The organism is Prevotella corporis DSM 18810 = JCM 8529, assembly GCF_000430525.1.
Taxonomy (GTDB): Bacteria; Bacteroidota; Bacteroidia; order Bacteroidales; family Bacteroidaceae; genus Prevotella; species Prevotella corporis.
This window is the reverse complement of sequence record NZ_AUME01000009.1, coordinates 78,552-95,353: the sequence shown is the minus strand read 5'-3', so window position 1 is coordinate 95,353 and position 16,802 is coordinate 78,552. Positions and strand designations below refer to the sequence as shown.

Annotated in this window: 25 protein-coding genes; 9 read left to right on the top strand and 16 right to left on the bottom strand. The window is 51.9% G+C overall.

Annotation, left to right across the window (positions count from 1 at the left end; all coding sequences use genetic code 11):
* On the bottom strand, positions 1 to 262 hold a 262-nt coding region (locus tag H515_RS0103120), incomplete at its 3' end, for an ISAon1 family transposase N-terminal region protein (RefSeq protein ID WP_028901570.1).
* A 999-nt stretch (positions 263 to 1,261) separates the two neighbouring features.
* On the opposite strand from H515_RS0103120, the gene H515_RS14930 reads away from it, so the two are divergent.
* The 9 genes from H515_RS14930 to H515_RS0103065 all read left to right on the top strand — a co-directional run bounded on the left by H515_RS14930 (position 1,262) and on the right by H515_RS0103065 (position 5,155).
* On the top strand, positions 1,262 to 1,648 hold the full coding sequence (locus H515_RS14930) for a hypothetical protein (protein WP_009126113.1): 387 nt from the start codon (positions 1,262 to 1,264) through the stop codon (positions 1,646 to 1,648).
* A gap of 161 nt (positions 1,649 to 1,809) precedes the next feature.
* Positions 1,810 to 2,025: a hypothetical protein gene (locus H515_RS0103100; RefSeq protein ID WP_004291535.1), complete on the top strand. Its 216-nt coding sequence runs from the start codon at positions 1,810 to 1,812 to the stop codon at positions 2,023 to 2,025.
* Positions 2,026 to 2,036: 11 nt separating this feature from the next.
* Complete coding sequence (locus H515_RS0103095) at positions 2,037 to 2,258, top strand: hypothetical protein (protein ID WP_004291534.1); 222 nt, start codon at positions 2,037 to 2,039, stop codon at positions 2,256 to 2,258.
* A 13-nt stretch (positions 2,259 to 2,271) separates the two neighbouring features.
* Positions 2,272 to 2,688 (top strand): PcfK-like family protein, encoded by a 417-nt coding sequence (locus H515_RS0103090; RefSeq protein ID WP_004291533.1) that lies wholly within the window; start codon positions 2,272 to 2,274, stop codon positions 2,686 to 2,688.
* Positions 2,685 to 4,016, top strand: coding sequence for a PcfJ domain-containing protein (locus H515_RS0103085; RefSeq protein WP_004291532.1), 1,332 nt, complete (start codon positions 2,685 to 2,687; stop codon positions 4,014 to 4,016). The genes H515_RS0103090 and H515_RS0103085 overlap by 4 nt, the downstream gene beginning before the upstream one ends.
* Positions 4,017 to 4,040: 24 nt before the next feature.
* Positions 4,041 to 4,298: a hypothetical protein gene (locus H515_RS0103080; protein WP_004291531.1), complete on the top strand. Its 258-nt coding sequence runs from the start codon at positions 4,041 to 4,043 to the stop codon at positions 4,296 to 4,298.
* 19 nt (positions 4,299 to 4,317) lie between these two features.
* Positions 4,318 to 4,551, top strand: coding sequence for a DUF3873 domain-containing protein (locus H515_RS0103075; RefSeq protein ID WP_004304291.1), 234 nt, complete (start codon positions 4,318 to 4,320; stop codon positions 4,549 to 4,551).
* Positions 4,548 to 4,793, top strand: a complete 246-nt coding sequence (locus H515_RS0103070) for a DUF6956 domain-containing protein (protein WP_004291529.1) — start codon at positions 4,548 to 4,550, stop codon at positions 4,791 to 4,793. The genes H515_RS0103075 and H515_RS0103070 overlap by 4 nt, the downstream gene beginning before the upstream one ends.
* 53 nt (positions 4,794 to 4,846) lie before the next feature.
* On the top strand, positions 4,847 to 5,155 hold the full coding sequence (locus tag H515_RS0103065; protein WP_004304290.1) for a hypothetical protein: 309 nt from the start codon (positions 4,847 to 4,849) through the stop codon (positions 5,153 to 5,155).
* A gap of 33 nt (positions 5,156 to 5,188) precedes the next feature.
* On the opposite strand, the gene H515_RS15225 is transcribed toward H515_RS0103065, so the two are convergent.
* The 15 genes from H515_RS15225 to H515_RS0102990 all read right to left on the bottom strand — a co-directional run bounded on the left by H515_RS15225 (position 5,189) and on the right by H515_RS0102990 (position 16,722).
* A complete protein-coding gene (locus tag H515_RS15225) occupies positions 5,189 to 5,578 on the bottom strand; it encodes a hypothetical protein (RefSeq protein WP_004291527.1) in 390 nt (129 codons plus the stop codon).
* 64 nt (positions 5,579 to 5,642) lie between these two features.
* Entirely contained in the window at positions 5,643 to 6,170 is a 528-nt protein-coding gene (locus H515_RS0103055) for a glycoside hydrolase family protein (protein WP_004291526.1), read from the bottom strand.
* Positions 6,167 to 6,670 carry a DUF3872 domain-containing protein gene (locus tag H515_RS0103050; protein ID WP_004291525.1) on the bottom strand — a complete coding sequence of 168 codons (504 nt, stop codon included), beginning with the start codon at positions 6,668 to 6,670 and terminating at the stop codon, positions 6,167 to 6,169. Before H515_RS0103050 ends, H515_RS0103055 begins: the two co-directional genes overlap by 4 nt.
* Positions 6,667 to 7,569 (bottom strand): toprim domain-containing protein, encoded by a 903-nt coding sequence (locus H515_RS0103045; protein WP_004291524.1) that lies wholly within the window; start codon positions 7,567 to 7,569, stop codon positions 6,667 to 6,669. The genes H515_RS0103050 and H515_RS0103045 overlap by 4 nt, the downstream gene beginning before the upstream one ends.
* Before the next feature lie 7 nt (positions 7,570 to 7,576).
* Positions 7,577 to 8,152 (bottom strand): conjugal transfer protein TraO, encoded by a 576-nt coding sequence (locus H515_RS0103040; RefSeq protein ID WP_004291523.1) that lies wholly within the window; start codon positions 8,150 to 8,152, stop codon positions 7,577 to 7,579.
* A gap of 2 nt (positions 8,153 to 8,154) precedes the next feature.
* Entirely contained in the window at positions 8,155 to 9,141 is a 987-nt protein-coding gene (gene traN, locus H515_RS0103035; protein WP_004291522.1) for a conjugative transposon protein TraN, read from the bottom strand.
* A 34-nt stretch (positions 9,142 to 9,175) separates the two neighbouring features.
* Entirely contained in the window at positions 9,176 to 10,528 is a 1,353-nt protein-coding gene (gene traM / locus H515_RS0103030; protein WP_004291521.1) for a conjugative transposon protein TraM, read from the bottom strand.
* Complete coding sequence (locus H515_RS0103025) at positions 10,509 to 10,796, bottom strand: TraL conjugative transposon family protein (RefSeq protein ID WP_018697145.1); 288 nt, start codon at positions 10,794 to 10,796, stop codon at positions 10,509 to 10,511. The genes traM and H515_RS0103025 overlap by 20 nt, the downstream gene beginning before the upstream one ends.
* A gap of 27 nt (positions 10,797 to 10,823) precedes the next feature.
* Complete coding sequence (gene traK, locus H515_RS0103020; protein WP_004291519.1) at positions 10,824 to 11,447, bottom strand: conjugative transposon protein TraK; 624 nt, start codon at positions 11,445 to 11,447, stop codon at positions 10,824 to 10,826.
* Between the two features lie 31 nt (positions 11,448 to 11,478).
* Positions 11,479 to 12,483, bottom strand: a complete 1,005-nt coding sequence (gene traJ, locus H515_RS0103015) for a conjugative transposon protein TraJ (protein WP_004291518.1) — start codon at positions 12,481 to 12,483, stop codon at positions 11,479 to 11,481.
* A gap of 3 nt (positions 12,484 to 12,486) precedes the next feature.
* Positions 12,487 to 13,116: a DUF4141 domain-containing protein gene (locus H515_RS0103010; protein ID WP_004304283.1), complete on the bottom strand. Its 630-nt coding sequence runs from the start codon at positions 13,114 to 13,116 to the stop codon at positions 12,487 to 12,489.
* 23 nt (positions 13,117 to 13,139) lie between these two features.
* Positions 13,140 to 13,520: a DUF3876 domain-containing protein gene (locus H515_RS0103005; protein WP_004291516.1), complete on the bottom strand. Its 381-nt coding sequence runs from the start codon at positions 13,518 to 13,520 to the stop codon at positions 13,140 to 13,142.
* Positions 13,521 to 13,560: 40 nt separating this feature from the next.
* Complete coding sequence (locus tag H515_RS0103000; RefSeq protein ID WP_004291515.1) at positions 13,561 to 16,065, bottom strand: TraG family conjugative transposon ATPase; 2,505 nt, start codon at positions 16,063 to 16,065, stop codon at positions 13,561 to 13,563.
* A complete protein-coding gene (locus H515_RS0102995) occupies positions 16,062 to 16,394 on the bottom strand; it encodes a DUF4133 domain-containing protein (protein ID WP_004291514.1) in 333 nt (110 codons plus the stop codon). Before H515_RS0102995 ends, H515_RS0103000 begins: the two co-directional genes overlap by 4 nt.
* Positions 16,395 to 16,404: 10 nt before the next feature.
* Positions 16,405 to 16,722, bottom strand: coding sequence for a DUF4134 domain-containing protein (locus tag H515_RS0102990; protein WP_002560983.1), 318 nt, complete (start codon positions 16,720 to 16,722; stop codon positions 16,405 to 16,407).
* Positions 16,723 to 16,802: the final 80 nt, after the last annotated feature.

Here is a 16,802-nt window from a genome sequence, read left to right as displayed (position 1 = left end):
CCGTGCGCAAATCCGTCCATCGTCTGCGACGAATTTTCAAGATCACCTTATGGCCTCGAATAGGGAAGTCGGTTATATTAACTGCTTCCATGAACCCCTTGGACTCGAAGGTGGCATTACCTGACAAAGTCTTGTCCATACGTTCGTCAAGACTAATATGAAACTCAGGTCCAACCTCGCAGACAGAAACGATAGTAAAATAATCTAATATTTGAGAAGGCAAAACAAGAGTTGCCAAGGTGCGTAACATTTTTTCTTCCATAATGCGAAGGTCGGAATTATTAAGATAAATAACAAATTATTCCCCCATTGATTTTCTACTGAGCCCTAAAATGACCTATGGTGTCGGTACGCGCTATGGAAAATAGCATGGGACAGACTTGCCTATGGGGAAATACTCCAAATAAGAAGCTTGTCAGAGCCAAATCGAAGAAATAATTGAATGAAAAAAAATAAATGATATAGGAGGATTTTAGTGCATTCTTTTATGCACAAGGCGACACGCAGTCACCTGTAGAATCTACAAGTGCCTACCGGCACATTCGCATCATGAATGTTGAACAAAGAACGATATTTTTACTAAATGTTCTCAATATTCTGGTTGCTTAACGGAGGCAAAGGTACGGATATTTTTTCAAATAACAAGAAAAAGCAACAGTTTTTGCAGAAATTTATAGCATTGGGAGCAATTATCCCCGATAAAATGCGTGAAAATCAGATTCTACCTATTTATATATAGTCGTTTCATTATGGGAAGCAGCGGGTTGGAAACGGGGTAAAATTTATTGACTTGCTACACGAAGTTACGAAAAGAGTGTAATTTATTGGAAATGAGCGTAGGTTAATTGCTCTTGATAGTAATAGGTTACGATTTAGTTAGTTATCTACTGCATTATCCTTCTGCGCGTTGCGTAACCTTCAAAGAACTCTTCGTATGCAAAAGTAGCTATTTAATTCGAGATTTTGATATAAACTCCCGTTTTTTATCCCCTCATTCATAAGAATTTTCCGTAAAAGCGGTATTGTCCGTCGGCACACCATTGCCCAAAACGAGTTTGGAACAAACGTGTGCCGACTACCGCATAGCTGGAGAAAAGGGCATTGCCTCACGCCTAAACGATGTTTAGACAGATGAAGCAATGCCCCTTTCTTTTGCGCCTATGCCAAGAGGTGCTTTTACGGGTTTTCAAATGATTTTTCTTTTTTCGCTGTCTCTTTTGCCGGAAGCGGAAAGTGAATGCAGAGTGTGTCAGCCTGCCCCATGAATGAAACAGGCGCCCACACACAGCCGGACAAACCGGGAAGAATGATTGTTGCCACCCGGCTGAACAAGTTCCGTCGGATCGGAAACAATCATACTTCCTTTGTTGTGGTTTGCCCTTTTCACGCTTCCGGTGATGTCTTTTTCCTTTTGGTGATTCTTTTTTTTACGGATTTTCCCCTGAAGTTTTTTTCTACACAATCTGCCTCTGTTTTCGTTTACCTCCATTTTGCGCCTTTCAGTAAGCCGCATCAGTCAGTCATTTTCGTTCTGGGCGCAAAGGTAATTCCGGGATTGGACGGGAAAGCAAGGTCAAGCCTCCTGTTTTCGGTAAAAATCTCCAGCCCTGCGGGTAGTATTTTGACCGAAAAACCTTGCATTCCCTAATCCCTACCTTTTCAAGCACCCGAAACGAAAACGACCGATGCGACAGAAAGACGCATAAAAAAAATGTCGGATAAACGAGAGGCAGATAAGATAGTTTGAAACTCAACTCCCTCAGCTCTTGAATCCGCATTAAAAACAAAAAAATCAAAAACAGCGAAGATATGACGGCAACGGCAAATTTCAGACAAATGGCGCAACACATCGGGTTGGCGATATGCGGCTTGATGATGCGCACCGCCTTCGGGGTGTTCGGCATCCTTTGGGGCATCATCAGAGAGATTGTAAACGGAGTGTTCCGAGTGGCGATAGGTGTAATCGTGGCTATCCTTTCCACCATTGCCTTCTTTGGCTTCATCCTTTGGTTATTCACCCTTTAACCCTTACCGACATGGCAAAAAGAAACAGCAAGACGGCAGCGCAGCAGTGCAGATATTACGAGGTGGACAACATCTTCGTGTATATGGTGGAAACGTACATCAACGGCAATTTTGAAACTTTCCGAAGATTGTACCACGAACTGAACAAGGACGCACGGAGGGATTTCATGGACTTCCTTCTCAGCGAGGTAGAGCCGACCTATTGGAGAGAGATACTGAAACAGATAATCTAAAAATGACAGCGATATGAAAGGAACAGACCATTTCAAGAGAACGATATATATGTACTTGGAACAGCGTGCGGAGGAAGATGCGCTATTTGCAAAGAAGTACCGCAACCCTGCCAAGAACATGGACGAGTGCGTGACCCACATTCTGAACTATGTGCAGAAAAGCGGTTGCAACGGTTTCACGGACGGAGAGATATTCGGGCAAGCCATCCACTACTATGAGGAAAACGAGATAGAGGTGGGCAAACCGATGGACTGCCAAGTGGTTGTGAACCACGTTGTGAAACTCACGGCAGAGGAAAAGGCGGAGGCACGTCAGAACGCTGTCCGCAAATACCAAGAGGAGGAACTCCGCAAGTTGCAGAACCGCCACAGACCGTCAGCGAGAAAAGAAAACCAACCCCAACCCTCATTATTTGATTTAGGCTTATGAAACCGAAGACCAAGATACAGAAAGAGGTGGCAAGACTTTCCGCCAACCTTCGCCCCATATCAGCGACACAAATAGATTGGGCATACCGCCACTGCGTTGAGCATATCGGCTACCGCACCAAGAAAGGGAACATCACCTGTTCCGACTGCGGTCACGAGTGGCACAGCGACAGCGGACTATGCGACACCCTTGAAGGCTGCACCTGCCCCAAATGCCATGCCGAACTCAAAGTGCAGGACACACGCAGACGCATCTACAAGGAAACGCAGAATTTCAGCGTGATAACCACCTGCAAAGGGTATCAGGTAATCCGCGTGGCGCAGGTCAGATGCGAGAGCAGGAAAGGCGAACCGATGCGTTTCTACTGCCACGAGGTCGTGCAGCGTTGGATTTCACCCGACGGCAAGGTTACGGACATGGCGTTGCTCCGTGGCTTCCTTTTCTGCTATTGCGATGTGTGGGCATTAGGCAGCGATATGGAGGTAAGACCGCACAACAGCCTATACGATGATGTGGTGGCAAGAAGCTGTGCATATCCAAAGATGAGGATATTGCCCCAACTCAGACGTAACGGCTTCAAGGGCGATTTCCACGGCATCTCCCCCGTGCGTCTTTTCAAAGCCTTGCTTTCAGACCCAAGAATTGAAACCCTTATGAAAGGCGGTGAGATTGAGGTCATGAAACACTTTCTTTTCAATACCCGTACTGCCGATGAATGTTGGGCATCATATCTGATTGCCAAGCGTCACAAGTATCAGATAGACAACCTCTCAATGTGGTGCGACTATCTGCGTATGCTCAAAAAACTCGGTCAAGACCTCCGTAACCCGAAGAACATCTGTCCCGAAGATTTCATGGCGGCACACGACAACGCAACCCGAAAAATTGAAGCCATACACGAGAAGGAAAGAGCCGCAGAGCAACGCCGTTGGGAGATTGAAAGGCGTGAGCGTGAGCAACAGCGACAACTCCAACGAAAGAAAGATGCGGAGGATTTCATCGCCAACAAATCCAAATTCTTCGGCTTGGTAATCACGGACGAGGAAATAATCGTCAAGGTGCTTGAAAGCATAGACGAGTATTACAACGAGGGCAAGACGCAGGGCATCTGCGTGTTTGGCAGTGGATACTACAAGAAAGCCGACACCCTCATACTATCGGCAAGGATTGGCGATGAGATTATTGAAACCGTAGAGGTGGACTTGCGAACCCTCGAAGTGGTGCAGTGCCACGGCAAGCACAACCAGGACACCGAATATCACGAGCGCATCATAGACCTTGTGAACAAGAACGCCAACCTTATCCGTGAGCGGATGAAAGCGGCATAGCATAACCCCTAAAACAACATTGATATGGAAGTAAGAATTGAAAGTATGATTTGTGTGTGGGATGATGCAATCCCCACGATGTTCCTTGAATTTGTGAACCTCCTCACTCTCACAACGAGTGAGGGGGAATTGAGAAAGAGCGTAAAGGAGTTTGCCGAGAAGCACGAACTTGACAAGTTTTTCCTTTACGGCTTCGGCTCACACCATTTCTACCTGCACCAACGCTACACAAGCAACCCCGAAATGGTGATGAAGAACAGAGTTCTGTCAGTACATTTTTAACCATCTAAAAAGCAACATTATGACAACACGAATGACCATCAACGGAGTAAGCACCTGCGCGGAAGCAGGTACGGAGAAATACGAGCGTTTCCAATCGGGTATCGGAAGACGCAGGCGGACACTTGTGCAGTACGACTACCGCCACCCCATAGACAGAGAATTGTTCTCTTGTGTCAAACCCACGTTGGACGAGTGCCGAGCCGCACGGGACAAGTGGCTGAACGCAAAGAAGGGAAAGGAGGACAGACTATGAACACGACCTATCAAACGCTGATAGTCAAGTTCAGCGAACCTATCACGGCATTGGACGGTATCTTTGACGATACCGGAGCGTGGGGAACGGACACCCTCAAGGGGTGGATAGATGATTACGAAAGCACACGTTTCACCGCCACCGACAGCCATACGGCAGTCATCACGAGCGAGTACAATATGGAATGTGTGAAAGAGTGGCTACAACGGCAGACCCCCATTTCCGAAATGCGAGAATTTTGAACGGGATGGCGGTGTCCGCACCGCCAATACTTAAAACCCTAAAAACAAAAGATATGATAGCCAAGACGATATTACAGCAGATAGGCGGAAAACGCTTCACCGCCATGACAGGTAGCCGTGATTTCATAGATATGGGCAACGGCTTACGGATGAGCCTTGCAAGGAACAAAACAAGTGCCAACCGCCTTGACATCATCTATGACGAAGGGGCAGACCTCTACAATATGCGCTTCTACCGCAGGACGTTCAGCAAAAAGACCTTTGAGTGCAAGACAAAGGACATTGCCGTACACGAGGGTATCTATTTTGATATGCTGGAGGAAATGTTCACGATGGTGACGGGACTTTACACACGCTTTTGAGTGGCGGGGCGGCGAGAGCCGCCCTACTTTCTTTCAGTGAGCATGATGGCGGACAAAGAAAGTAGCAAAGAAACCTTTGTCCAATCTGCGATAACTAAAAAATCCGCAAGTAAAACTTGCGGAGGCTATATATTGGGTCGTTATTTTTTGGTGGAGGGGAATGATAATCTCGAACCGTTGAACTACACATTTCTGCTTCGTCTCCATTTCCCCCAACGATTTGATACGTTCAATCATTTTTGTTGTTCCTTTCTGAATTTTCCTAAATACTTTCTTCATAATTTCGCTATACTTTTTATGGTTAATAACTATGTTTTGTATTGCTCTCACAACACTTACAACTTGAAGTGTTATTTGGAAACCGATAGGCAAAAATGGCTCAACGATGTCAATTAACGAGAAAATCCTACGATAATCTATCAAGTGATAGAGCAAAAGACGTGCCAAGTTAAATATGGCACGTCTTTTGCCAGTTTTGTCAGTCCTTTTATGGGATATACAACAGCGCAAACTCCGCCTTTCTCCGTTTGAGCAGCATGGCGTGGCGTTTTCCTTTGTAGTTGCAGAAGGCTATATACTCACGGTAGATGTTCCTGTCACCAGCTTCCAGCTTCTTGATTAAGGTGCTTTTGGGGATTGTTTTGCTGCCTAACAGCTTCGCCGGTCCCACATTGTAAGCTAACGTGCCAAGCAAAATCGAATCAACCCCGAATTTACGGAACATGGCGACAAATTTGCGCAGGTCTTTCCGCAAAAGTTCATCCGCATCCCGTTTTGTCATGGTTCGTGCCGAATACTTCTCGTTTGGCAAAAGTTTGTGACCCCAACCGACGTATGGGTAGTGTTTTTCTGAGTGCCAGCCTTCAAAGTAGCGGCAGCATAAAAAAGCACGTTCCATAAGCGGCAGTCGGTAGATTGCCGCCTGCCCGTCCGTTCCCTCTTGGCGGCTGATCTGCGCGGACACAGAACAGACCGTCAGAAGTGAACAGAGCATTGTCATGAATACACGCATCATTTCAACAAGGGGCTGAAGTTGCCGATGGGAACGATGGTAAGATCGTCGTCCTTTACATTCCTGTTGTTGAAGTCAAATTCCAGTTCGTAGGAGTTGCTAAAGTTATCCTCCACCACCACGATGAAATTATGCGCCTCATCACCCGCCGCCGTGTAGTACAGGCGGAATTTTTCGTTCTCCAGCAGGTAGCGGTCGTTAGGCAGGAAGGTGATGCCGTTATCCATTTTGAGCGAGCCTTCCCCCTCGAACTGGAAATAGCGGATGGTATAGAGCGTACCCGAAAAGTCGCCCTCCTTTTTCAGTTCACAGCGGATTTCCACTGTCTGCCCCTTTACTACCTTGTTCGGCACGGGCATGACCTCCACCGTGAAGGGATAGGACTGCTGGATGTCCATGTCATCGTCACATGACACGAGGGTGAATGACATGGCGGCTATCAGGCATAACGCCACTGCCTTGAATATTGATGTTCTCTTGTTTCTGTTGTTCAGTATGTTCATTGTTCTTCGATTTTTAGATGGTTGTTTTTCTGTTTTTTCGTTGTCAGTTGCAGGTACTCGTTCAAGTCCTTGCAACCGTCATAGAGGGAGGAACGGTCGGTGACACGTTCCCCGTATCGCATGGTAAGTGCGGCAAGCGTCCGCCGTCCGGCTTCGTCACGGTCGAGGAAGCAGCCGATGCGCCCGTATCCGTCCAGCAATCCCGCCGCCTTCTCCACGTTGGCGACTGAGTTCAGCACAAGACAGTCAGCGTTACCGGTTACACCAAGCGTCACGGCAGAGAGAAAGTCCATGAAGCCCTCGAACACGAGGCACTCGTCAGCCGGGATGTCATTCGCCTTTACCAGTGATACAGACTTCGGAGGTATGCAACCCTTGAAATATCGGCTTCTGACTTCATAGCCACCTGCCATGTTCGGAAAGCCAACGGCAAAATACCGTTTCCCACGCACACCGTAGTTCAAGCGGCAGCAGTGACGGGATGCGATGGCGTAAGGGATGCCCCGTTCCTCTAAATACTCCGTCAGCAGTGAGCGGAGCAGCGGAGCGACCTCCACATCCTCAAAAACGGATTCGGTCGGCTTCGAGAGATAGACGGGCTTTTCCCATCCGGCAACCGTCATATTGGCGGCTTCCGCTATGAACTTCGCTTGCTTCATGAAGTCATCGCTTTGCAGAAACTCCCCGGCAAGCGTGAAGATGTCGCCGCCCTTGCCCAAACCGAAGTCGTACCAGAGCTGTTTCGCCACGTTCACACGGAAAGAGGATGTGCGCTCGCCCCTGTACGGGGCAAGATACCACAGCTCGTTACCGCTCCTTCTGACAGGCTCATGCCCCAGCCGTGCGAGAAAATCCGCAAGCGGCATCCTTCTGACAGCATCTATTTCCGTCCTTTCCATGCCCGTGTCAGTTGATGATGAACTTGATACCGACCCCGAACTGCGTGTGGAACTTCCGTGTGTCGCCACCCCAAAGGCAACGCTCCCGCAGGTTGGCAAGCAGGGCGATACGGTCTGCCACGTAACACTCCACATCGAGCGTCAGCGCACCGCCGTAGATGAAGGCGTCCCGGTCGTGCAGCGTGGAGCCGTCATGCAGCACCTTCTTCCCCCAATTTACCGCCTCATATCCGGCGAGAGCCGAAGCCCCGGCATAGACGAAAACAATCTTTCGGGCGTCCGACAGTATCTTGAAGTAATAGCCGCCCTCCGCCGTGAACTGCGCCACGGGTATCTTGGTGTCCTTGTAGGGATTGTTCTTCAACAGGTATTCGCCACCGAACACCCACTTGTTCCCCTTCTTCGTGTAGGTGGAGAGAGCCGCCCCGAAGCTGTACCCGCCGTCCTTGCCGCCGAGATTGAAGCCGTCCGCCATGTCCGCCCTCACCTCGATGCCCTGCATCTTCGGCAGACACCGCTGGGCGTGCGCCTGCCCTGTAAAAAGGGCAAGCGACGCGATGATTATTGCGATGTACTTTCTCATGGTCAGCGTACTTGAAGTTCGTTGATGGTACCCGCGCGTACCAAATCCTCGTTCTCAATCACGAAGGACTGGTGACGGCCGCCGTTCTTCTCGTTCAATTCCACCACGAGGCACTTGTCATCGGGGATGGTGAACTTCGCCATCGTGAAGACCGTGCGCTCGCTCTTTTTGCCCGGCACGAGGGTGGCGTAGTTCTGCGCGCGGAGCGGCAGAATAATCTGCTCCTGCACGGCAGTACGCTTCGCAACCTTCTTGTCCACGATTTTCCAAGTGATGTAGTCCACATCGAAAGGCACGTTGCTCTGGTTCTTTATCTCCGTGTGGAAATAAAGCAAGCCGTTGTGCGTGTAGATGCCTTTCAACAGGTATTGGATGCCGAAACGCTTGCAGCCGATATGCTTCACCTCGCGCTTGTTCTGTTTGTGGATGGACTTCATGATAAGGCGCACCAGCATCGGGCTTTCGCTGCCCAGCTCTTTCAGATAGATTTCCTGCGCGTTGTTCGGGCGGTTCACCGTGCTGCCGTCATGGATGAAGTCGCACATCTCCACGTTGAGCAACAGCGGTTCGGCGGCGTACTTCACGTTGAAGGTGTAGAAACTGCCGTCCTCCGTGATGACGGACATATTCGTTTCGTTGGGAAAATTCCTTACGGTAGCCTTCACACGGATGATGTTCTCCGCTCCGTCGGCTTTCCCGGCAATCAGGTCGGGCGAGCCTAAATCGACATAGCGCACCTCCGCCGGAAAAATGACGTGGACGGTCTTGTCGTAGGTCACTTCCAGACCGTGCGGCGGTATCATGCGGTCGAAGGTCAGCTTGCGTGACAGCCCGTGATATAGGTCGCCGTCCGCCTCCTTCTGCGGATAGACCTCCTTCGTCAAGGTCGGTTGTTCACTTCCGTTGGTCGTTTCAACGGTTACATTCTCCTGCGCGTTGGCAGTTATGATGCCCATAGCGAGGGCAAACATGATGATTACTTTTCTCATTACTTTTGGATTTTAGTGGTAATTTTTATTGTTTTCAATATTTTTCTTGGTAAAGCATGACCCTGTACCCGGCTTTCAGATGCACCTTGACGGTTCGCATCTTTTTGGCGATGTACTGGCTCGTGCCTTGTATCAGCCCCTTGCCCAAGTCGGAGGCGAGCTGCGCCCCGGCATTGGTGGAGATGTTGATGCTGCTTCCCAGCGAGCCGCCCATGTTGGCGGCGACCTCCCGGACGGCGTTCATCTCCATCGAGTTCGGGATGAAGATGCCGGGCTGTCCGTCCGTGTCATAGACCGCAAGCTCCACGGGGATAATCGTGCCGTCGTATTCCAGCGAGGTAATCTCGATGTCGAGCCGCTCACCCTGTATCTTGCCCGTGCCGACCACCACCGCACCCCGGGGTATTGTCCTGCCTGCCACCGCCATAGGCTCCAGCAGGCGCAGCCTTACCGTCTGCCCGTCCGTCACGCTCTGCGCCCCATGCACGCACGCCGGTATGGTGTTCCTGTCCAATACCTCCGCCGTGCCGACAGCCGTGTTGAAACCCCGGTTGCGTTCCTGCGATAAGGCGGCGACAAACTCCGCGTTACTCATAGGCTGTGAGAGTGAAGAAACTACTTGATGCTCCACCTGTCTGATAGGCATTGCCTTGTTCTTCTTCCCTTTCTGCACGGTAGTTGGCTCTGCCCTCTGTTCCGCCGATGGCTGTCCTCCGTTCTGACCGCCCATGTACTTTGCCGCCAGCTCGTAGGACTTCTCCATAAGAGCCACCTGCTCGTCCATAGAGGAAGCCTTGCCCCTCTCGCTTTCCAGTTCCGACTCCAGCGATGCGATGCGCTCCAACAATTCGTCCATCTCCGCATTGTCGTTTTTCGGCTGGTCGTAGAAGTTTCCGAGCGTGGCGTTCAGGTCACGGTAGGCGGCTGCGGAGGACTGGATGGTCTGCGGCGTGGCTGGCTTTGCCCTTTCTTCCTTGCCGCCCGGATTGGCGAGGTCGAAGTCCACTCCGTTCTCCGTTCCCGCTATCTCGCGGTCGAACATGTCGCCCAGCTGCCCGATGGCACGGTTGCGGCTCTCCTGACGCTCTTCCATCTCCCCATGCTCGTAGGCTTTCAGCTTGTCGCCGATAATCTGCCGGTTCGCCTTGTCAGCGTCGGGCATCTCGGTGTTGTATCCGTCCGTTCCCGGCGGTTGCTCCTTGCCGGAGGACGGGGCGAATATCAGCCACATCGCCCCGATGAACACCAACACCATAGCGGGCAGCACGATCATCTTCTGCCGTTTCAGCCGTTGCGCCTCTGTCAGCGGTTCGCGCTCCTTTTTCGGTTTCCCCGTTTCGGGAGCAGCTTTGTTCTCTTTCGTCGGTTCATTCTTTGTCTGTTCCATATAAATAAGGTGTTAAGTGATTGCCTGTTTCCGCCGGGGTCGGCAGTTCCACCCGTCCGGCGTGTCCCGTTTCCATATGTGAGCCGTCGTTCCTGCCGATGTCATAGACGGCTCTGCCGAAGGTGTAAAGGGCAAGCACCGCGAAGGCGGCGAACATCCCCAGCACGATGCGGCGGCGTGTTTCCGGCGGCAAGCCGTCCAGATACCCTTTGAGACTTGCCGCCAAGCGTTTCCGTTTGTCGTGGAGTTTCCAATACATGCCCCACATTGATTTTCTGATACTTTTCATGTCCTGTTACCGTTTGATAGTCTGTAAATCCTTGTTCTCAATGATGGTGAAACCCTCGATGGTAAAACCGTTCGGGTTGTCATCCGACCGCGATGCGTTCAGCAGGCGGCAGGTGGTCACGAGGCTGCGCTCGGTGACGTTGCTCTGCCGGATGATTTTCTGTGTGGCGTAGGTCACGGCACGGTAGGGATAGGCGTTGAAGTCGCACACCACGCTGTCCACCTTCAGCACTTGGTTGATGTTCCCGGCGATGATGCGGTTGTAGTACCCCTTCTCCGCGAAGTCCGAATAATAGTGGTACACGCTCTTGTCCGCCAGCAGCAAGGCACGTTTCACGTTGTGTTCAATCGCGCTTTTTTCAGGTGATAGCGTGAAGAACATCTCGTGGAAACGGCGCACATGTTCCCGTGCCTCCGCCGGGCGGTTCTGCGACAAATCCTGAGACAAGGCGAGCATCAGGCTCTTGCCGTTGTCCAGCACATAGATTTTCTCCCGTTGCTTCTCTGCGAAACGGTAGGAGTTCCACACGCTCCACACCGTCACCACGGCGCACAGCGAGAGGAAGACGATACCGAACAGGCGTATCTGCCTGAACGACGATTCGATGTTTCTAAGTGATTTGAATTCCATTTATATTTTCCAATTTATGATTGCACATTGATTATTTCAGCAATTTGCCGACACGTCCGACTGCGTTTCCTGCGGCTGCACCCGCCACGCTGCCCGCCATGCTTCCGGCTCGTCCCGCCATCTGGTTCACGTTGCGACCGTAACCGCCCATGCCTCCGGCTTGGATAATCCAGCCCGCAACGGTGGGAATGGTAAAGTAGCCGATGATGCCGATGCAGAGGAATACGATATACACCCCGTCGCTCGAATCCAGCGAGAAGTTCGGGTCTGCCTGCATCCGCTCGATGTCGTTTTGCAGCATCAGAACCTGTATCTTCGCCAGTATGGTGCTGAACATGTCCGATACCGGTAGCCACAGATAGACCTGTATATAGCGGCATATCCACTGCGTGAGCGTGTTTTGGAAACCGTCCCATACCGACAGGGCGAAGGCTATCGGACCGAGAATCGCCAGCACCACGAGAAAGAAGGTGCGGACGGTGTCTATCACGAGGGCGGCGGCTTGGAACAGCAGTTCGAGTATCTCGCGGAAGAAGTCGCGGATGCTCTTCTTCATGTTGTACATTCCCCGGTCGATATACATTCCCGCCATCGTCACCATGTCGGAGGGCGACCAGCCGAGTTCCTCCAGTTGCTTGTCAAATTCCTCGTTGGACACGAGGTAGGCGGTTTCGGGGTTGCGTACCATCGCCTCGTATTCCAGTTTGTCCTTCTGCTCCCGGTATCGGTTCATGTCCAGCGTTTCCGCCTCCAGCATCTTTGCCGTGCCCTGTACGACGGGTGAGAGGATGCTGTTTATCGTGCCCAGCACCACAGTCGGGAAGAACATGATGCACAGACCGATGGCAAAAGGACGGAGCATCGGGAATACGTCTATCGGTTCAGCTCTCGCCAGCGACTGCCATACCCGGTAGGCGACGTAGAACAGCGCACCCAGCCCGGCGATGCCTTTCGCCACACCAGCCATGTCCCCACACAGCGGCATCATCTGCTCATAAAGTGAACGTAAAATCTGATGAAGGTTGTCGAACTTCATAGGCTACCAGTATCTTTCGTTCATGTTCCCGTACAGCCCCATGATGCGGTCGAGGTCGTTCTTCTTTTTCGCACGCAGGTAACTCACGGAGATGTTCTTGTTCGTGTAGTAGCTCACGAGGTTGCGGTAACGCTTCATCTTCGAGTGGCAGCGTTCCACCACGTCCATGCGCTCCTTGTCGGTCATGGAGAGCGTGGTGATGTTCACCACGTTCCTGAGTTCCGTCAACACTTCGTTGCTTTCCTCCAGCAGTTTCGTGTAGCCGAAAGCGATTGCGGAAAGCTCTTCGGGTCTGAAATTCCCGTCACGGAGCATCCGTTGGAAACTGTTCACATAGATGTCTGTGATGTCGCCCACCATCAGGATGGTCTGCTGCACCTTGCGGGCGTCCTTGACCAGATTGTTCACCGATTTGAGGGCATCGTAATACTTCTTGCCCTGCTGATAGATTTTCACCGTCTCCTGAAAGTTGCTCACCATGTTCGTGGCGGTCTTGGAGGTATGGATGATGTTTTTGGAGGCATTGATGATGCCCTGCGCTAGATTGCCCGGATCGCTTACGACCCACTGTGCGCTTGCCCTGCCCGCGAAAAGCAGGCACAGGCAGATAATCATTGTTATTCTTGTTCTCATGTTACTTTGGATTTTAGTGGTTGTTATTCTTCGGTCGGATGTCCCGGCTGCGGCTTCACCCGCACATAGTCCCCGTTTGGCGAGAAAGTCAGCACATCCGTGGCCTCGTTGTAGGACACGTCGATGCGGAAGCCGGTGTTCATGAACAGGTTGCCGTTCTCCTCCTGCAAGAGATAGGTTTCCGGCTTGAGCTTGCGGCGCAGACCGCTACGACGGAACACCGTCACTTTGTAGGCTTCGCCCTCCTTGTAGATAAGCACGTCAGGTTTTCCCTCCACGCTCTCCCAGTTCCCGCACAGCATGTCGCGGCGGTTGTCGGCCACGTCGCAGGATTGCAGCATCATGACCGCCAATCCGATAAGGCACTTGCTGACTTGCAGCATTTTCACTTTTGGTAAATTCATACGCGTTTTTCTTTTTTGGTTGATACATTCTGTTTTTTAGTTATTCCTTGTTTCTCCGCCTTTCGGCAAGCTGCCGGATGGCGGCTTCGATGTCGTCGCCCAGCTTCTCCGCCAGACGGTAAACCTCCACTTTTTCCGTTTCCTCGGTGGTGTACGCCAGATACTCTTCCGCGCTGACCTCCGTGGCATAGACCGCCGACTGCGTGCCGCCCAAGCCTATCCACACCTCCTTGTAGAGCCGTGAAGGGTTGTTCGCCATGTTGATGGAGAGTATCTGCGACTTCTCCTTTTCCGTCAGTCCGAGCAACGCCTGTATCTGGTCGAACTTGTTCATATATTTCCTTTGGTCAAGCAGGATTTTACAATCCGAGTTGTTGATAATGCTCTCTTTGACCACCGGAGAACTGATAATGTCGTCCACCTCCTGCGTCACCACGATTGCCTCGCCGTAATATTTTCTGACCGTCTTATACATATAGCGCAGATATTCAGCCATGTTCGCCGATGAGAGGGCCTTCCAAGCCTCTTCCACGATAAGCTGTTTCCGCACGCCTTTCAGCCGCCGCATCTTGTTGATGAAGGCTTCCATGATGATGATGGTCACGACGGGGAACAGTTCGCGGTTTTCTTTAATCGAATCTATCTCGAAGACGATGAACCGCTTGCCGAGCAGGTCGATGTTCTCCGTGGAGTTGAGCAGGAAATCGTAACGCCCGCCCCGGTAATACTGCCGCATGGTGGTGAGCATGTTGTCGATGTTGAAGTCGGACTTCTCCACCTTGATGTCACGCTGTGCCAGTTCCTTGCGGTAGTCGTCACGCATATACTCGTAGAAGGTGTTGAACGACGGCACGATGCTACGGTCGGATTGGATGCGCTCAATATAGGCACTCACGGCACTGCCCAGCTCGCCGCTCTCCGTCTTTGTCACCTTGTCGTCCTCCGACTTCCAGAGCGTCAGCAACAGGGTCTTGATGCTGTCCTTCTTCTCCACGTCGAAGATGTAATCGTCGGTGTAGAACGGGTTGAAGCTGATGGGCTTATCTTCCGTGTAGGTGAAATACACACCGTCCGCTCCGCCTGTCTTGCGTCGGATCATGCCGCACAAGCCCTGATAGGAGTTTCCCGTGTCCACCAATACCACATGTGCGCCTTGCTCATAATATTGGCGCACGAGGTGGTTCATGAAGAAAGACTTGCCGCTGCCCGAAGGACCCAGCACGAACTTGTTGCGGTTGGTCGTGATACCTCGCTTCATGGGCAGGTCGGAGATGTCAAGGTGCAGCGGTTTTCCCGTGAGCCTGTCCACCATCTTGATGCCGAAGGGCGAGAGCGAGCTGCGGTAGTTGGTTTCCTCTGTGAACAGGCACACCGCCTGTTCGATGAAGGTGTGGAAACTCTCTTCCGCCGGGAAGTCCGCCGCATTGCCGGGTATCGCCGCCCAGTAGAGTGTCGGGCAGTCGATGGTGTTGTGGCGCGGCACGCATTCCATGCTTGCCAACTGGCTGCCCACGTCGTTCTTGATATGCTTCAGTTCCTCCGCATCGTCGCTCCACGCCATGACGTTGAAGTGTGCCCGTACCGAGGTCAGTCCGTAGGAATGGGCTTCGTTCAGGTATTGGTCTATCCACTCGCGGTTGATGCTGTTGCTCCTTGAATAGCGAGATAGCGACTGCATGTTACGGGCGGACTTCTCGAACTTCTGCAAGGTTTCCTCACTGTTGTCTATCAGCACATACTGGTTGTAGATATGGTTGCAGGAGAGCAGAAGCCCCACCGGGGAGGCGAATGACAGTCGGCAGTCACTCCGGTCGGTGGAGAGCTTCTCGTAACGGGTGTCGGTAGCCACCTTGCCCGGCAGGTCTTCCGCGTCGGAGAGGGTGTGCAGACACAGGCGGTTGTCGCCGATGCGCATCTCCCTTGCCGAAAGCTCGATGTCCTGCAAGGTGGTGTCACCTTCCGGCATGAGCGAGAAGTAGCGTTCAATAAGTCCCGTCTTTCCCTCAGTACCCACAATCTCATCGGTGGAGAGGCGGCGCAGCCTGACAAGCCCGCTGTCGTTCATGATGCGCTCGAACTGTTCGCAGGCTTCCAAGAACTTGGTCGTGGTTTCCCTGTCCAGCTCCTTCGGGATGATATGTCCCCGGCACAGCGTGCTGAAATTGCTCTGCATCCGGTTACGCTCCTTTGTTGTCTTGGTCAGGTAGAGGTAGCAGGTGTGTTTCAGGTACGGACGCTCGTTGAAGTGACGCTCGAAAGAGCGGCTTAAAAAGCTCATGTCGTCCTTCTGAAGCTCCGGTTTGTAGCGTTCCTTGATGAACCAGTCCTGTTTGTGGACGACGGAGTAGTCCGGCAGCACCTTGATAGCCTTGCACCAGCAACTGTGTATCGCCTCGTACTCCGCACCCGTCACGGTGTAAAGTTCCGGTAGTTCCACCTCGAAAGCCACCGTGATGTCGGCGTCCTTTGAGATGATGCAGCCATGCTCCACCGCTAAAAGTGGGAACCTGTTTTCCAGTGTTGTCATTTTCGATGTATTCCTCATTGTCTTTCTTCCTTTCGTTGTCGTTTGAACAGACGGGTTATCCGCCGCCGGTTGATAAGGTATCGGGGATGGCTCCGTGCCGCTCCTAATTTCATCAGCCCGTGTTCACCGTACCGGGCGTTCAGCGCGAAGGTCTGCCATACAAGGAGGGAGGACGATGCCGCGCCGAAGCCGATACATATCCACTGGTCGATACCGACCATGTAGAGGATGACGAACAGGACGAAGAGAGCCAGCAGACCTCCGCAGAAGATGAAGAGGTACTGTGCCTTCAAGCCCTTGAACTCTACCGGACGGCCGATACCCTTGTTGATTGGGTATTCAGCCATACATTATTTATTAAAGGAAGAATGAGCGCAGGATGGTGGCGGCAACAATCAGGAAGATGCACGCGCCGAACCACGAGGCGGCTGTCTTGCTGGTGTCGGGGTCGCCCGATGAAAACTTGCCGTACACTTTTACGCCCCCGATAAGCCCGACGACTGCACCGATGGCGTATATCAGTTTAGTTCCGGGGTCGAAATAAGAACTCACCATAGAGGTGGCTTCGTTGATGCCCGCGATGCCGTTTCCCTGCGCGAAAGCGGAGGCGGTTGCGGCGATGACAAGTGCCGCGGAGAGGATTGCTTTTCTGTTTTTCAAGATGTTCTTGTTCATAAACTGTTCTTGTTTTTTGCCGTCAAAAGGGTGGATGGTCCTTTGTCGGGCGGTTGATACTTTGTTTCTTTACTTTGGTT

Coding starts and splice junctions, on each gene's coding strand:
- H515_RS0103065 (WP_004304290.1), top strand. CDS start 4,847: ATGATAGCCAAGACGATATTACAGCAGATAGGCGGAAAACGCTTCACC.
- H515_RS0103075 (WP_004304291.1), top strand. CDS start 4,318: ATGACAACACGAATGACCATCAACGGAGTAAGCACCTGCGCGGAAGCA.
- H515_RS0103095 (WP_004291534.1), top strand. CDS start 2,037: ATGGCAAAAAGAAACAGCAAGACGGCAGCGCAGCAGTGCAGATATTAC.
- H515_RS0103055 (WP_004291526.1), bottom strand. CDS start 6,170: ATGATGCGTGTATTCATGACAATGCTCTGTTCACTTCTGACGGTCTGT.
- H515_RS0103025 (WP_018697145.1), bottom strand. CDS start 10,796: ATGTGGGGCATGTATTGGAAACTCCACGACAAACGGAAACGCTTGGCG.
- H515_RS0103000 (WP_004291515.1), bottom strand. CDS start 16,065: ATGAGGAATACATCGAAAATGACAACACTGGAAAACAGGTTCCCACTT.
- H515_RS0103085 (WP_004291532.1), top strand. CDS start 2,685: ATGAAACCGAAGACCAAGATACAGAAAGAGGTGGCAAGACTTTCCGCC.
- H515_RS14930 (WP_009126113.1), top strand. CDS start 1,262: ATGAATGAAACAGGCGCCCACACACAGCCGGACAAACCGGGAAGAATG.
- traM (WP_004291521.1), bottom strand. CDS start 10,528: ATGGAACAGACAAAGAATGAACCGACGAAAGAGAACAAAGCTGCTCCC.
- H515_RS0103100 (WP_004291535.1), top strand. CDS start 1,810: ATGACGGCAACGGCAAATTTCAGACAAATGGCGCAACACATCGGGTTG.
- H515_RS0103070 (WP_004291529.1), top strand. CDS start 4,548: ATGAACACGACCTATCAAACGCTGATAGTCAAGTTCAGCGAACCTATC.
- H515_RS0103005 (WP_004291516.1), bottom strand. CDS start 13,520: ATGAATTTACCAAAAGTGAAAATGCTGCAAGTCAGCAAGTGCCTTATC.
- traN (WP_004291522.1), bottom strand. CDS start 9,141: ATGAGAAAAGTAATCATCATGTTTGCCCTCGCTATGGGCATCATAACT.
- H515_RS0103010 (WP_004304283.1), bottom strand. CDS start 13,116: ATGAGAACAAGAATAACAATGATTATCTGCCTGTGCCTGCTTTTCGCG.
- H515_RS0102995 (WP_004291514.1), bottom strand. CDS start 16,394: ATGGCTGAATACCCAATCAACAAGGGTATCGGCCGTCCGGTAGAGTTC.
- H515_RS0103040 (WP_004291523.1), bottom strand. CDS start 8,152: ATGAGAAAGTACATCGCAATAATCATCGCGTCGCTTGCCCTTTTTACA.
- H515_RS0103045 (WP_004291524.1), bottom strand. CDS start 7,569: ATGGAAAGGACGGAAATAGATGCTGTCAGAAGGATGCCGCTTGCGGAT.
- H515_RS0102990 (WP_002560983.1), bottom strand. CDS start 16,722: ATGAACAAGAACATCTTGAAAAACAGAAAAGCAATCCTCTCCGCGGCA.
- H515_RS0103090 (WP_004291533.1), top strand. CDS start 2,272: ATGAAAGGAACAGACCATTTCAAGAGAACGATATATATGTACTTGGAA.
- traJ (WP_004291518.1), bottom strand. CDS start 12,483: ATGAAGTTCGACAACCTTCATCAGATTTTACGTTCACTTTATGAGCAG.
- H515_RS0103080 (WP_004291531.1), top strand. CDS start 4,041: ATGGAAGTAAGAATTGAAAGTATGATTTGTGTGTGGGATGATGCAATC.
- traK (WP_004291519.1), bottom strand. CDS start 11,447: ATGGAATTCAAATCACTTAGAAACATCGAATCGTCGTTCAGGCAGATA.
- H515_RS0103050 (WP_004291525.1), bottom strand. CDS start 6,670: ATGAACATACTGAACAACAGAAACAAGAGAACATCAATATTCAAGGCA.